The organism is Microbispora rosea (assembly GCF_900156315.1).
Lineage (GTDB): Bacteria > Actinomycetota > Actinomycetes > Streptosporangiales > Streptosporangiaceae > Microbispora > Microbispora rosea.
This window is the reverse complement of the sequence record NZ_FTNI01000002.1, coordinates 317,125-330,299: the sequence shown is the minus strand read 5'-3', so window position 1 is coordinate 330,299 and position 13,175 is coordinate 317,125. Positions and strand designations below refer to the sequence as shown.

13 protein-coding genes are annotated in these 13,175 nt (G+C 71.9%); 4 read left to right on the top strand and 9 right to left on the bottom strand.

Annotated features, from left to right (window positions below; all coding sequences use genetic code 11):
• Positions 1 to 42 precede the first annotated feature (42 nt).
• The gene (locus tag BXA11_RS04210; protein ID WP_076432844.1) at positions 43 to 1,179 is read left to right on the top strand and encodes a glycosyltransferase; all 1,137 of its coding nucleotides are present in this window, start codon (positions 43 to 45) and stop codon (positions 1,177 to 1,179) included.
• A 22-nt stretch (positions 1,180 to 1,201) separates the two neighbouring features.
• On the opposite strand, the gene BXA11_RS04205 is transcribed toward BXA11_RS04210, so the two are convergent.
• Both BXA11_RS04205 and BXA11_RS04200 read right to left on the bottom strand, forming a co-directional pair.
• Positions 1,202 to 2,449 (bottom strand): RNA polymerase sigma factor, encoded by a 1,248-nt coding sequence (locus tag BXA11_RS04205; protein WP_076432843.1) that lies wholly within the window; start codon positions 2,447 to 2,449, stop codon positions 1,202 to 1,204.
• Positions 2,433 to 2,801, bottom strand: a complete 369-nt coding sequence (locus BXA11_RS04200) for a YciI family protein (RefSeq protein WP_076433154.1) — start codon at positions 2,799 to 2,801, stop codon at positions 2,433 to 2,435. Before BXA11_RS04200 ends, BXA11_RS04205 begins: the two co-directional genes overlap by 17 nt.
• Positions 2,802 to 2,960: 159 nt before the next feature.
• Here BXA11_RS04200 and BXA11_RS04195 point away from each other — a divergent pair, with 159 nt between their 5' ends.
• Positions 2,961 to 3,710, top strand: a complete 750-nt coding sequence (locus BXA11_RS04195; protein ID WP_076432841.1) for an acetoacetate decarboxylase family protein — start codon at positions 2,961 to 2,963, stop codon at positions 3,708 to 3,710.
• A 5-nt stretch (positions 3,711 to 3,715) separates the two neighbouring features.
• Here BXA11_RS04195 and BXA11_RS04190 read toward each other — a convergent pair whose 3' ends face one another.
• Positions 3,716 to 4,606: an ion transporter gene (locus BXA11_RS04190; RefSeq protein WP_083743967.1), complete on the bottom strand. Its 891-nt coding sequence runs from the start codon at positions 4,604 to 4,606 to the stop codon at positions 3,716 to 3,718.
• A 141-nt stretch (positions 4,607 to 4,747) separates the two neighbouring features.
• Here BXA11_RS04190 and BXA11_RS04185 point away from each other — a divergent pair, with 141 nt between their 5' ends.
• Positions 4,748 to 5,599, top strand: a complete 852-nt coding sequence (locus BXA11_RS04185; protein ID WP_076432837.1) for a GNAT family N-acetyltransferase — start codon at positions 4,748 to 4,750, stop codon at positions 5,597 to 5,599.
• Positions 5,600 to 5,617: 18 nt separating this feature from the next.
• Here the strand turns inward: BXA11_RS04185 and BXA11_RS04180 are convergent, their stop codons facing one another.
• The 6 genes from BXA11_RS04180 to BXA11_RS04155 all read right to left on the bottom strand — a co-directional run bounded on the left by BXA11_RS04180 (position 5,618) and on the right by BXA11_RS04155 (position 11,600).
• Entirely contained in the window at positions 5,618 to 6,499 is an 882-nt protein-coding gene (locus tag BXA11_RS04180) for a glycosyltransferase family 2 protein (RefSeq protein ID WP_076432835.1), read from the bottom strand.
• 180 nt (positions 6,500 to 6,679) lie between these two features.
• Complete coding sequence (locus BXA11_RS04175; RefSeq protein WP_076432833.1) at positions 6,680 to 7,438, bottom strand: CDP-alcohol phosphatidyltransferase family protein; 759 nt, start codon at positions 7,436 to 7,438, stop codon at positions 6,680 to 6,682.
• The gene (locus BXA11_RS04170) at positions 7,416 to 8,456 is read right to left on the bottom strand and encodes an iron-containing alcohol dehydrogenase family protein (protein WP_076432831.1); all 1,041 of its coding nucleotides are present in this window, start codon (positions 8,454 to 8,456) and stop codon (positions 7,416 to 7,418) included. The genes BXA11_RS04175 and BXA11_RS04170 overlap by 23 nt, the downstream gene beginning before the upstream one ends.
• Positions 8,457 to 8,500: 44 nt before the next feature.
• Complete coding sequence (locus tag BXA11_RS04165) at positions 8,501 to 9,232, bottom strand: phosphocholine cytidylyltransferase family protein (RefSeq protein ID WP_030509397.1); 732 nt, start codon at positions 9,230 to 9,232, stop codon at positions 8,501 to 8,503.
• Positions 9,233 to 9,325: 93 nt separating this feature from the next.
• On the bottom strand, positions 9,326 to 9,991 hold the full coding sequence (locus BXA11_RS04160) for a DUF5941 domain-containing protein (protein WP_083743936.1): 666 nt from the start codon (positions 9,989 to 9,991) through the stop codon (positions 9,326 to 9,328).
• A 100-nt stretch (positions 9,992 to 10,091) separates the two neighbouring features.
• A complete protein-coding gene (locus BXA11_RS04155; protein ID WP_239104734.1) occupies positions 10,092 to 11,600 on the bottom strand; it encodes a CDP-alcohol phosphatidyltransferase family protein in 1,509 nt (502 codons plus the stop codon).
• 168 nt (positions 11,601 to 11,768) lie between these two features.
• On the opposite strand from BXA11_RS04155, the gene BXA11_RS04150 reads away from it, so the two are divergent.
• Positions 11,769 to 13,175, top strand: a complete 1,407-nt coding sequence (locus BXA11_RS04150) for a bifunctional cytidylyltransferase/SDR family oxidoreductase (RefSeq protein WP_036407482.1) — start codon at positions 11,769 to 11,771, stop codon at positions 13,173 to 13,175.

Below are 13,175 nucleotides of genomic sequence, written 5' to 3'. Positions count from 1 at the left end.
GGCGCATCCGGTCATTTCGGACGGTGCGGTCAACCTCGCCGTATGAGGGTATGCGTCGGCACGACAGTCCATCACCCCGAGGACGCCCGGATCGCTCACCGGCAGATCCGGGCGCTGCTCGACGCCGGGCACGAGGTCACCTTCGTCGCGCCGTTCACGCACTGCAACGTGACGCCGCGGCCGGGCATCCGGGCCGTCGACGTGCCGAGGGCCGTGGGCCTGCGCCGCGGCAAGGCGCTGCGGGCCGCCACCTCCGCCCTGCGCACGGCCGCGCGAGACGCCGACCTGCTGCTCGTGCACGACACCGAGCTGCTGCTCGCGCTGCCGCGCAAACGGCCGCCCACCGTCTGGGACGTCCACGAGGACACGATCGGGGCGCTGAACGCCAAGACGTACCTCCCCGGGCCGGTGCGGAGCGTCCTGCCGCCGCTGATCCGCGCCATCGAGGGCCGGGCGGAGCGCAACCTCCATCTCATCCTCGCCGAGGAGGCCTACCGTGAGCGCTTCCCCGGCACGCATCCCGTGGTGCCCAACCACACGTACGTGCCTCCGGCTCCGCCCGCGCCGCCGGGGGACTCCCGGGTCGTCTACGTGGGGCAGATCTCCCTGGCGCGCGGCGCGGCGGAGATGGTGGAGATCGCCCGGCGGCTCCGGCCACACGGCATCCGCCTGGATCTGATCGGCCCGGCCGACGCCGCGGTGCGTCCGATGCTGCGCGACGCACAGCGCGCTGGGCTGCTCGACTGGTTCGGGTACGTCCCCAACAACCACGCGCTGCGAATGGCCGAGGGCGCCCTGGCCGGGCTGTCCCTGCTGCACGACGTGCCGAACTATCGCCAGTCGACACCCACGAAGGTCGTCGAATACATGGCCCGCGGCATCCCCGTCGTGACGACCCCGCTGCCGAGGGCGGCGTCCCTGGTCGGGCGGGTCGACTGCGGGACGATCGTCCCGTTCGGCGACGTCGGCGCGGTGGCGGACGCGGTCGTGCAGTGCGTGCTCCGCCTGCGCGAGGACGCCGAACGGCGGGCCGCGATGGGCGCCCGGGGCTACGTCGAGGCGCTGAACCACTACCACTGGCCCGCCGTGGCCGGGGAGTTCGTCGCCCTGCTGGAGCGGTGGGCCCAGGCCCCGACCACGGTCCCGGCCCTGAGCCCCAGCCGTACGGTCCCGGCCTGACGCCGCTCAGCACCGCTCGCACTCAGGGCCGCTCAGGCTCCCGGACCTGACGCAGGCGCCGGTCGAGGAAGGCCCGCTCCGAGGCGTTCCGGGTGCGGGCGATCGCCGCCTCGTACGCCCGCGCGGCCTCCCCGGCCCGGCCGAGCCGCCGCAGCAGGTCGGCCCTGACGGCGTGGAACAGGTGGTAGCCGTCCAGGTCGAGATCGTCCACGAGGGCGAGCGCGGCCTGCGGCCCGTCCACCTCGGCCACCGCGACGGCCCGGTTCAGGGCCACGACCGGGTTGGGGGCGAGGGCGAGCAGGTGGTCGTACAGGCTCAGGATCTGCCGCCAGTCCGTGGCGGCGGCGACCGGCGCGTCGGCGTGGACGGCGTTGATCGCCGCCTGGATCTGGTAGGGCCCCGGCCGGCCGCGCCGCAGGCACGCCCGCACGATGTCCTGGCCCTCGGTGACGAGCGCGCGGTCCCACCGGCCGCGGTCCTGCTCCGGCAGCGGCACGAGGTCGCCGGCCGGGGTGGTGCGGGCGTCGCGGCGGGCGTGGACGAGCAGCATGAGCGCGAGCAGCCCCATGACCTCCGGCTCGTCGGGCATCAGCGCGGCCAGCAGGCGGCCGAGCCTGACGGCCTCCGCGCACAGGTCCTCGCGGGCCAGCCGGTCGCCCGCGCTCGCCGTGTGCCCTTCGTTGAAGATCAGGTAAACGACGGCGAGCACGGCCCGGAGGCGGTCCGGCAGGTCGGCCTCCCTCGGGACGCGGTACGGGATCCCCGCGTCACGGATCTTGGCCTTGGCCCGGACCAGCCGCTGGGCCATGGTCGGCTCGGGGACCAGGAACGCCCGCGCGATCTCGGCCGTGGTGAGGCCGCCGAGCAGGCGCAGCGTCAGCGCGACCCGGGTGGCCGGGGCGAGCGCGGGATGGCAGCAGGTGAAGATCAGACGGAGCCGGTCGTCGTGCACGGGGCCCTCCTCGGCCGGTTCGCCGCCGGCGTCGCCGGGGGTGTGGAGCAGGGCCGCCCGCGCGTGCCTGTCCGCACGCAGGGACTCCCGGCGGTGGCGGTCGATCACCCGGTTGCGGGCGGTCGTGATGATCCAGCCGGCCGGGCTGGGCGGCGGCCCGTCGCGCGGCCAGCGCCGCACCGCCTCGGCGAACGCGTCCTGGACCGCCTCCTCCGCGACGTCGATGTCGCCGAAGTGGCGGACCAGGACCGCGACGGCCCGGCCGTACTCCTCCCGGAACACCCGCTCGATGCCGGGGTCCCTACCGCCGGTCGTCATCGCCCTCCACGACGCCCGCGAAGGGGCGCACCTCCACCGGGAGCGTGGTCGCGCGGGCGAGCCTGCGCCCCCACTCCAGCGCCGCGTCGAGGTCGGGCGCCTTGATGATCGTGAGCCCGCCGACGTGCTCCTTGCCCTCGGTGTACGGGCCGTCGGTGACGAACTCCTCCCCGTCGCGCACCCGCACCACCGTCGCCGTGCCCGGATCGTGCAGCCCACCGGAGAACACCCACGCCCCCGCGGCGCGCAGCTCCTCGTTGAGGACCGCCAGATCACGCATGATCGGCTCCAGGACCTCCGGCGGGGGCGTCCCGCCGTCGGGCTGCTGGATGCTGAGCAGATAGTGCCTCATGGTCTCGTATGCCTCCTCGGCGAGGCCCGCCGGGCGCGGGCCGCTCACCCTTTACACGAACGGCCGCCCCGGATATCGACGTCCGCCGGAGAGCAGGTCTGGGACAACCTTGCCGCCGTACGGCTGTCGCCCGGCCGCCCGGCTTGCTGTACTGGGAGCATGGCTAGCCATCTCGTCCAGGGTCGCAGGGTCGAGACGCCGGTGAAGGTCCGTGACGCGTCGGTCTGCCTCGCCGCCTACCTGGTACGGGCCGACGCGGCCCGTGCGGTCCTCGCGTACTCCAGGATGGACGTCACCGAGGTCCTGCCGGGCAAAGCCCTGTGCTCGCTGGTGTTCGTCCGCTACCACGATTCCGATCTGGGCTCCTACAACGAGTTCGGGGTGACCTTCCTCGTACGGCCGGCCGACGCCGGTCCTCCGCCGAGGCGCGGGCCGCTGGCCGGGCTGAGGGACCTGCGCGGGGCGGGCTCGGGCGCCTTCGTCCACTGGTTGCCGGTCGATCAGACGTTCACGCTGGAGGCCGGGCGGACCATCTGGGGCTTCCCGAAGGAGCTGGCCGATGTGGACCTGCGGCTCGGCTCGCCGTACAAGCGGTGTCTGCTGCGCAGGGACGGCCGGATGGTCGTCGACCTGCTGCTCAGGCCCGGCATTCCGGCGACGCCCGCGCCGCTGCTCGGCGAGACGCTGCCCGTGCCGGACGCCTACGCCCACCTGGACGGGGTCACCCGCCGCATCCCCTGGACGGTCCGCGCCCGGGGCATCCGCTGGCGGCCGGGAGGCGCGCTCATCCGCCTGGGCAACCACCCGATCGCCAAGGAGCTGAGCGAGCTCGGCCTGCCCCGGCGGGCCCTGATGACGGCCACGGCCGAGCACGTGTCGATGGCCTTCCTGGAGCCGGGACGCGAGTGACGCCCTCACTCGGGCTGAGGCGCCTCGCCGCCCGTCGTGCGATCCGCCGGCGCGGCGTCACGGGCGTCGGCGCCCGCGGGACGGGTGCTCACGGCCACCGGCAGGGCGGCCGCCAGCCGGTCGACCCGCTCGCTCAGCGCCCTGATCTCGTCCATGACCGCGGTGTGCTGCTTCAGCTCCAGTTCCTGGTCCTCTTTCCACCGCTGGGCGTTCACCTCCGCCTCCATCGCGGAGACGATCACACCGATGAGCAGGTTGAGCACGAAGAACGCCGTGATCACGATGAAGGTGGCGAAGAAGATCCACGCCAGGGGCTCCTTCGCCATCACGTCCCCGGCCACCTGCGGCCCGTTCTCGACCGTGAGCACCGTGAACATGGTGAACAGCGACTGCCCGAGGTCCCCGAAGTACTGCGGGGCCACTTCGTGGAAGAGCTGCTCACCGATCACGGACGCCGTGTAGAGCGACAGCAGCAGGAGGACCACGGCCGAGGCCAGCCCCGGAATCGCGGTGAACAGCGCCGAGACGACCCGTCGCATGCCCGGCACGACGGAGATCAGCCGCAGGACCCGAAGGAACCGGAAGAGCCGCAGGATCGACACCGACTCCGAGGCCGGCACGAGGGCCATTCCGACGATGATCAGGTCGAACCAGCTCCACGGGTCACGGAAGAACGCCTTGCCGTGGACGACGATCCGCAGGATGATCTCGATGACGAAAACGCCGAGGATGACCCGGTCGATCACGAGGAAGGCCGTGGCGTGGCGGTCGGCCAGCTCGTGCGACGTCTCCAGCCCGAGCGCGATCCCGTTCAGCGCGATGACGGCGATGACCGCACGGTGGAAGACCGGAGAGTCGACGAAGACGCGGAGCCGTTCGCGATCGAAAACGGGCAATCCCACACCCCAAGATCAGACAGTGTGAACGCCCGAAATCCTCCAGTTTGCGCCTGACCTTGGTTCCAGAGCATCACCCGCCGCCGACCCCGGCCGCCTGCCGGGGCGCTACCGTCGGAGGGCCGTCGACGAAAGGTGCCCATGAAGCCCGCAGACCCGTCCTTCCCGCCCGTCCGCCGCCTCGGCCTCGGCGACCTGCCCCACTGCCTCGACCTGGCGCAGGATCGCTCCTGGCCCCGGGAGGAGCGCAAGTGGCGGCTCCTGCTGGAGAACGGCGAGGGCTTCGGCGCCGACGCCCCGGACGGCGGCCTGGCGGGGACCGTCGTCCTCACCCGGTACGGCACGACGGCGGCAGCGGTCGGCATGATGCTGGTGGCCTCCCGCTACAGCGGGCGAGGGCTGGGGCACCGTCTCCTGACCCACGTCCTGGCGGAGGCCGCAGACGCGACCGTGTTCCTGTGCGCGACGGAGTACGGCCGTCCCCTCTACGAGAAACTCGGCTTCGAGACGGCCGGTGTGGTCGAGGCCCGGGTCGGCCACTTCGACACCGGCGGCGACCCGAACACCACACGACTCGCCGAGCCCGGGCGGGACCTGGCCGCGCTGTGCGCCCTCGACGCGGAGGTCTTCGGGGCCGACCGATCGCACCTGCTGGCCCGTCTGTTCGCCTTCGCCGAGCAGGTCCGGGTCGCCGAGCGGGACGGCGAGATCACCGGCTACGGGGCGGCCTGGCCGAGCGGCGACAAACTGTTCGTGGGGCCGATCGTCGCGGAGGACGACGCGATCGCCCGCGCCCTCGTCACCGACCTGGCCCGGGACGCGGACGTCCGGATCAGGATCGACCTCCACCCCCGCCACGAGGAGTTGATCCCGTGGCTCGCCGGGCGCGGCCTGGCGCGGGCCTCCACGACGTCCTTCATGGTCCACGGCGGGCGGGTGCTCCCCGGCGACCGGTCCCGTCTCGTCGCGTCGTTCATGTCGGCGCTCGGCTGAGCGCCCGACAAGGCACTACTAGACGATGGGCGGGCGGCCGAGGCGGAGCATGCGCCAGGCGGTGCGCCAGGCCATCGGACGGCGCTCGCCGGCCGGCTCGCGCAGCCCTTCGAAGAAGCCGCGGAACCACGCCTTGATCGCGGGCATCGAGCGCTCGCGTACGAGCGTGAGCACGACCCAGTTGAGCAGGTAGAGCATCGCGAGCGGCCACGGCAGGTTGCGCCGGGCCAGCCAGACCCGGTTGCGGGCGTTCAGCCGGTAGAAGTCCGTGTGCCGGGACGGCAGCACCAGCGGGTGGTACATGACCGTCTCGGCGTCGTACTCGATGCGGTAGCCCTCGCCGAGCAGGCGCCAGGCGAGGTCGCTCTCCTCGTGGGCGTAGAAGAACCGCTCGGGCAGCCCGCCGACCTGGAGGAACGCCGACTTGCGGATCGCGCAGGCGCCGCCGAGGAAGGTCGTCACCGGGGAGGACCGCTCGGGGTCGCCGGCCCGCAGGCGCGGCACGTGCCGCCGCTGCACCGAACCGCCCTCGGGGTCCATCACCCGGAAACTGATCACGGCGAGGTCGGGCTCGTGCGTGAACCGCTCGCGGACGTGCGCGGCGACCTTGGAGTTGGCGTACCAGCCGTCGTCGTCCAGGAACAGGACGATGTCGCCCGAGCACTCCTGCACGCCGCGGTTGCGCCCCTCGGGGATGCCCGCGTTGTGCTCCAGCCGTACGGTCTTGATCGACGCGGCGGAGCCGGGCAGCGGCCGGACGGTCAGCTCCGGCACGTCCGCGCCGTTGCCGACGATGACCACCTCGATGTCGCCGTCGGTCTGGGTGAGCGCGGATTCCACTGCCCGGTCGAGCTCGGCGATCCTGTTGCCCATGGTGAGAATGACACAGGAGATTTTCACCGCGTCATCGCCTCGACGTGGGGCACACTACACACGACTTCATGATCACCGAGTCTGTATGGCCGGGCAATCCGGAATCTGCCTGGTTTACCGTTGAACAAGGGTATCGGAACTGCCACCAAACCCCTACCCAACCGCGAATGTACGGCCCATTAGCACGCCGCGCGGGAACCGGCGCGCTCATGAGAGCCGCCGGGAGGCGAGGATGCTGACCAGGTGCAGCAGGAGCTGGACCACCGCGATGATCACGCAGGCCACCACGAGGATCCGGGTGGCGGAGAACCAGTTGTCGAGCACCGCCGCGACCACGACGATCAGCGACAGCTCGACGGCCTGGATCACCCGGTGGAACCGCAGCGCCGCCGCGGCCTTGCGGGCCAGCGCGAGCCGCGGCGAGGTGAACTGCTGCGCCGCCGCCTCGGTGGTCGCCACCAGGCCCGACCGGGCGCGGGCGACGTCGACCAGGTCGGTCTCCGACTTGATCAGGATCGCGCCGAGCGCCGCCGCCACGCCCATCACCGTGTACCAGTCGGGCAGGGTGTCCGAGGCCCGGAAGCCCAGCCCGATCAGCAGGGCCGCCTCGGCGAAGTAGTGCCCGACCCGGTCGAGGTAGACCCCGGTGATCGAGGTCCGGCCGGTCCAGCGGGCCAGCTCCCCGTCGGAGCAGTCGAGCAGCAGGTAGACCTGGATGAGCAGGGCCGCGCCCAGCGCCGCCCAGAAGCCCGGGAGGGCGAGCACGGCGCCCGCCGCCACCCCGCACAGGATCATCAGGCCGGTGACCTGGTTCGGCGAGATGGGGGTCTTGGCCAGCAGCCAGGTGGCGTAGATGGACAGGCGCCGCATGTAGAGCAGGCCGGCCCAGTGCTCGCCGCTGCGGCGGTCCATGGTGGTCTGCGGCTGGGCGACCGCGCGAAGCTCAGCGACCGACGGCGCGGACATAGTCCTCAACTCTCCCCCGGACCTCGTGCTCGGACAGCCGGAGGTGCTCAAGGATGGTGTAGCGGCCGGGCCGGGTGCTGGGAGCCAGCATCACCGCGGCCGTGAACTGGTCGATCGTCAGCCCGACGTCGCCGGGGGCGACGGGCAGGCCGTGCCGTCTGAGACAGCCGGTCACCTGGCCGAGCCGGTGCGCGTCCTCACGGAGGAAGTAGCAGAACGCCGCACCGATGCCGGCCAGCTCACCGTGGTTGGAGGTGCCGGGGAATAGCTGGTCCACAGCATGAAGGATCTCATGATCGCCGCCACTCGCCGGACGGCTTGACCCCGCGATGACCATCGACATCCCCGACAGGATCAGCGCCTCGGCGAGCACGGTCAGGAACGCGTCCGACTCGATCGAGTCCGGCCGGCCGAGCACGGCCTCGGCGGCGGTGCGCGACATGGAGATCGCCAGCCCGTCGATGGGCTCGCCCCGCTCGGTGTTGCCGAGCTGCCAGTCCTCGATGGCCGACAGGTTGCTGAGCACGTCGCCGATGCCGGACCGGACGAGCGGGGGCGGGGCGTCGTGGACGAACTCGAGGTCCACCATGATCGCCAACGGCATGGGGACGCCGAACGAGCCCTTGCCGCCCTCGTGCACGAGTGAGGCCACCGGCGAGCAGATGCCGTCGTGCGAGAGGTTCGTGGCGACGGCGACGATCGGGATGCCGGCGAGCGACGCGGCGTACTTGGTGGCGTCGATCGTCCTGCCGCCGCCGACGCCGACGACGGCCTCGTAGTTGCCCTTGCGCAGATCCGCGCCGAGCGACACGGCGGCGTCCACGGTGCCGTCCGCCACCCGGAGCACCTTGGCCTCACCCAGCGAAGGCGCGATGACCTCCGCGATGCGGTCGCCCTGCCCGACGCCGACCGCGACCGCGACCCGGCCGGAGGTGGCCACCCTGCTGTCGGCGAGCAGGGTTCCGAGCTGCGCGATCGCGCCCCGCCGCACCTCCATGGTGAGAGGTGCGGGGAGCATCCTTGCCAGAATCGGCATGCGTACTCCTCAGAAGACCGCGGAAATCAGTACCGGCACGCGATCTCACGGGCCTTCGCGAGGTCGTCGTGGTTGTCCACCTCGACCCACTCGACCTTGCCGATCGGCGCGACGGCGATCTTCTCGCCGCGCTCCACCATCTCCTGGTAGCCGTCCTCGTAGTAGAGCTGCGGGTCGCGCTCGAACGTGGCCTTCAGCGCGTCGGCGAGCCGCTCGGCCGCGCCCGGCCGGATCAGCGTCGCGCCGATGTACTCGCCGTACGCGTCGGCCGGGTCCATGAGCTTGGTGATCCGCTTCAGCCGGCCGTCCTCCAGGGTGACCTTCATCTCCTCGTCCGCCAGCGACTTCACGTCGTCGACGGCGAGCAGGATGTCGGAGGTGTCCTCCGCGGCCAGCAGGGTCCGCTCCACCGACACGGGGTGGACGGTGTCGCCGTTGACCAGCAGCGCGCCCTGGGAGAAGTAGTCGCGGGCGCACCACAGCGAATAGGCGTTGTTCCACTCCTCGGCCTTGTCGTTGTGGACAAGCGTGAGCTTCACCCCGTGGCGGCGCTCCAGGTCGGCCTGCCGTTCCCGTACGGCCTGGGCCTGGTAGCCGACGATCACCACGACCTCGCGGAGGTCCACGGCCGCCAGGTTACGCAGAGCGATGTCGAGGATCGTGGTCTCACCGTCGACCGGCACCAGCGCCTTCGGCAGCGTGTCGGTGTACGGCCGCAGGCGACGTCCGGCCCCGGCGGCCAGCACCATTCCGAGCAATTTCCCGCACTCCTTGAGGTCGAGCGTCAGACAGTAACCCCAAAGGTTAGTTGGCTCGGCACCCCGATTGGGTAATCCACCGTTGGTCTGACGTTAATCGGCGGGTGCCGGTTCCACGGCCTCGTCGGGCGTGCGGGGGGCGGCGAGCCAGCAGGTCACGCTCTCCCAGGCGAACAGGGCCCACAGATAGACCGCGAGCAACACGAACACGGCCGTCACCACGTCGAGCAGGCCGCCCAGGGCGACGGCGAGCATCCGGCCGTCCCAGCCCAGCCCGGCCGTCGCCAGCCACGGCGGCGGATACACGTGCTGACGCAGCCGGTAGACCGTGTCGTAGTGGTGGAAGGCCATCGCGCCGAGCAGCGCGACGATGAGCACCGGCGGGACGGAACGGGCGAACCCGGCCGAGGCGATGAAGCCGTACTCGGTCAGCCGCAGTATCGGGGGCGCCAGCCAGTCGAGCCGGCCGTCGTGCCGGTGGGCGCTGCCCGCCCCCGCCAGCAGCAGGGCCACTGCCGGGGCGAAGACCGCGAAGTCGTCGGCCCCGGCGATGCCGAGCACCAGCAGCACGGCGGTCACGAAGGCTCCCGCGACCACGGGCGGCAGCGGCGGGAGCTGCCCGGCCACGAGCAGCCCCATCGCCTTCGACAGCGGGCCGTCGTCGCGGTTGGCCACCACGACGCTGCGCGGCACCGGGGTCATGTGCACGGAGATCGCGCCCCTGGCCTTCCCGCCCGTCTCACGAGGCCGCCTGCTCATGCCACCTCCTCGCCTTCGGCTCGGAGTCCGGTCGTGCCGGAGGCACGCGAATCAGCACTTCGCCAAGCGCTGTGTCTACCGATTCGCTCGCTACGCTCGCTCATGCGAAGGACCTCGCCATCCGCCCGCCAGTCGTGTAGGCCAGGGCCACCGCGCCCCAGCCCAGCAGCGCGAGGAACGTCACCCGCGCGTCGAACAGCGCGGCGGTCACCGAGATCAGCGCCATGCGCTCCCCAATCGGCAGGACGATCATCTTCTTCGCCCAGTAGGCCACGCCCCTCGCGGCGCTCAGCGCGTCGAGCCGCCGCGACAGCGCCAGCACCGATCCGGTGCCCTTCGCGGCGGCCGCCGCGGGCGCCTCGTCCCAGGGCACGGCCATCGAACGCGGGGCCGCCGCCCGCAGGCCGGCCGCTCTGGCCCGGTCGGCCATCGCTCCCGCGTAGGAGAAGTCGACCATGTGGCGGACCGTCTGGAGGATCATCGCGCCCACCGCCAGGGCCCAGATCTCCCACGGCTCCCGGGACCCTGCCACGTATCCGGCCGCCAGGCCGACGTACACCAGGTATTCCTTCAGCCGGTCGCAGATCGCGTCGAGCCAGCTCCCGAGCGGCGAGAAGCGGCGCGTGTACCGGGCGAGCTGCCCGTCGAGGCAGTCGAGCACGAACGACAGGTAGAGCGCGACGGCGCCGACCACGAGCCCCGCCCGGCGTCCGTCGGAGAACCAGATCGCGGCGATGGCGGCGAACCCGACCGAGATGCCGGTGACCGTGTTCGGGGTCAGGCCGAGACGGGCGGCCGGGCGGATGAGGTGGCGCGACCACGAGCTGACGCAGTGGGTGGTGAAGAAGCCGTCGCCGCTCTTCACCGCGGCGTCGAGCCTGGCCTGCGCCTCGTCGACGTCGGCCAGCTCGCGTACGGCGCGCTCGGCGGCCGGGCGCGTGCCGGCCCGCCCGCAGTGCAGGGTGTCCAGCGCGACGGCGTGCACCTGCACGCCCGCCCGCACCAGGCCCGTGAGCAGCAGCTCGGGAACCTCGCCGTCGCCGACCCGCCCGAGGTGGCGGCGCTGGGCCAGGTCGGCCAGGTCCTCGGCGATGTCGGCCAGCCCGGCCAGGTGGGCCTCCCCCACCTGGAGGACGCCGCGGAAGGTGCCGTTGGCCCACTCGACCTCGTGGAAGGACGTGCCCGCCGACACGACGCGGCCCCACTCGGTCCGTACGGGCGGCCGCAGCGGGGCCGGGTCGCCGCTGGCGACGAGCGCGCCGGTCGGGCGCGCGGGATGGCCGAGCAGCAGCGACAGCGCCTCGGTGTGCGCGACCAGGTCGGCCGCCAGCACGGCGACCGGGGAGGTCGAGGCGCGGGCCGTCTTGGCCACGATCCTCAGGTCCTCGGCGAGCCCGTCGCTGACGCGAATCTGGTGGGGCGGGCCGCTCTCCGCGCCCTTCTCCCATCCCTCCGCCTGGGCGTCCTGGCCGCGCACCACGACCAGCACCTCGCGAACCGGCAGCGCGCGGAGCTGGCCGGTGAGCCGCTCCAGGAGGCTGCCGTCGGATCGGGCGCCGTCGGACCAGGGCAACCCGGCGGCCGGCGAGGTCGCGAGGACGATCGCCACCGTTTCTGTGTCCCGTGACGTACCGGGCTTGCTCGGATCCGCCCCCATATGAAACCCGCTTCACGTTGACCGCACGTGCTCACCTCGCAAAGTAACCGAGTGATCACTAGGTGGCAATCACCTTCTACGGCTTCCGGCACGGGTATGGTCTCCTCCGGGGAGGACATCATGATCGCCGAATCGCGTCTGCGCAGGGTGGGGGTGGTGCTGGCCGGCGGTGTCGGTCAGCGCGTGGGCCTCAACACCCCGAAACAGCTTCTGAAGATCGCCGGGAAGACGATTCTGGAGCACACGCTCGACGTGTTCGACGGCCACCCGGAGATCGACGAGGTCGTCGTCCTGATGGCCCCCGGCTTCGTCGCCGAGGCCGAGGAGCTCGTCAGGAAGAACGGGTACACCAAGGTCGGCCGGGTGCTCGAAGGAGGTGCGAGCCGCACCGAGACGACCTGGCGGGCCCTGTCCGCGCTGGGCGAGCAGGAGTGCGACGTGCTGCTGCACGACGCCGTACGGCCGCTGATCGAGCCCCGCATCATCAGCGAGTGCGCGGCCGCGCTCGAACGCTACGAGGCGGTCGAGGTGGCGATCCCGTCCTCCGACACGATCGTGGTGGCCGCTCCGGGCCCGCGGGGCGACATCATCCGCGACATCCCCGACCGCTCCCGGCTGCGCCGGGGGCAGACCCCGCAGTGCTTCCGGCTGTCGGTGATCCGGGCGGCGTACGAGCGGGCCCTGGCCGACCCCGAGTTCCCCTCGCTGCCCACGACGGACGACTGCGGCGTCGTGCTGCGCTACCTGCCCGACGTGCCGATCTACATCGTGCCCGGCAGCGAGCACAACATGAAGGTCACCCATCCGGTCGACGTCTTCATCGCCGACAAGCTCTTCCAGCTCGCCGAGAACACGGCGCCCGCGCTGGACGAGGAGGCCTACCGGGCCGGGCTCGAAGGCCGCACGCTCGTGGTCTTCGGCGGCAGCTACGGCATCGGCGCGGACATCGTCGCGCTGGCCAGGGGATACGGCGCGAGCGTCCACTCGTTCTCCCGCAGCCAGAACGGCGTGCGCGTCGAGGACGTCGCCGCCGTGGAGGACGCGCTCGCCCGGGTGTACGCCGAGACCGGCCGGATCGACTACGTCGTCAACACGGCGGGCGTGTTGCACATGGGCAAGCTCGGCGAGTCCGGGCAGCACACGATCGAGGAGACCATCGGGGTCAACTACCTCGGACCGGTCAACATCGCTCGCGCCTCGGTGAAGTACCTGATGGAGACCCGCGGCCACCTGCTCCTCTACACCTCCTCGTCCTACACCCGCGGCCGGGCCGACTACAGCCTCTACTCCTCGACGAAGGCCGCCGTCGTCAACCTCACCCAGGCGCTCGCCGACGAGTGGGCCTGCCAGGGTGTCCGCGTCAACTGCGTCAACCCCGAGCGCACCGCCACCCCCATGCGGCTGCGCGCGTTCGGCGACGAACCCGCCGGAACGCTTCTCTCCCCCGCCGCCGTCGCCCGCACCAGCATCGACGTGCTGCTGTCCCGCCTCACGGGACAGGTCGTGGACGTACGGCTCAGCCGATGA

What these genes read in the sequence shown, in the direction of transcription:
- BXA11_RS04210 (WP_076432844.1), top strand. Translation starts at nt 43, where the DNA reads ATGAGGGTATGCGTCGGCACGACAGTCCATCACCCCGAGGACGCCCGG.
- BXA11_RS04205 (WP_076432843.1), bottom strand. Translation starts at nt 2,449, where the DNA reads ATGACGACCGGCGGTAGGGACCCCGGCATCGAGCGGGTGTTCCGGGAG.
- BXA11_RS04200 (WP_076433154.1), bottom strand. Translation starts at nt 2,801, where the DNA reads ATGAGGCACTATCTGCTCAGCATCCAGCAGCCCGACGGCGGGACGCCC.
- BXA11_RS04195 (WP_076432841.1), top strand. Translation starts at nt 2,961, where the DNA reads ATGGCTAGCCATCTCGTCCAGGGTCGCAGGGTCGAGACGCCGGTGAAG.
- BXA11_RS04185 (WP_076432837.1), top strand. Translation starts at nt 4,748, where the DNA reads ATGAAGCCCGCAGACCCGTCCTTCCCGCCCGTCCGCCGCCTCGGCCTC.
- BXA11_RS04175 (WP_076432833.1), bottom strand. Translation starts at nt 7,438, where the DNA reads ATGTCCGCGCCGTCGGTCGCTGAGCTTCGCGCGGTCGCCCAGCCGCAG.
- BXA11_RS04170 (WP_076432831.1), bottom strand. Translation starts at nt 8,456, where the DNA reads ATGCTCCCCGCACCTCTCACCATGGAGGTGCGGCGGGGCGCGATCGCG.
- BXA11_RS04160 (WP_083743936.1), bottom strand. Translation starts at nt 9,991, where the DNA reads ATGAGCAGGCGGCCTCGTGAGACGGGCGGGAAGGCCAGGGGCGCGATC.
- BXA11_RS04150 (WP_036407482.1), top strand. Translation starts at nt 11,769, where the DNA reads ATGATCGCCGAATCGCGTCTGCGCAGGGTGGGGGTGGTGCTGGCCGGC.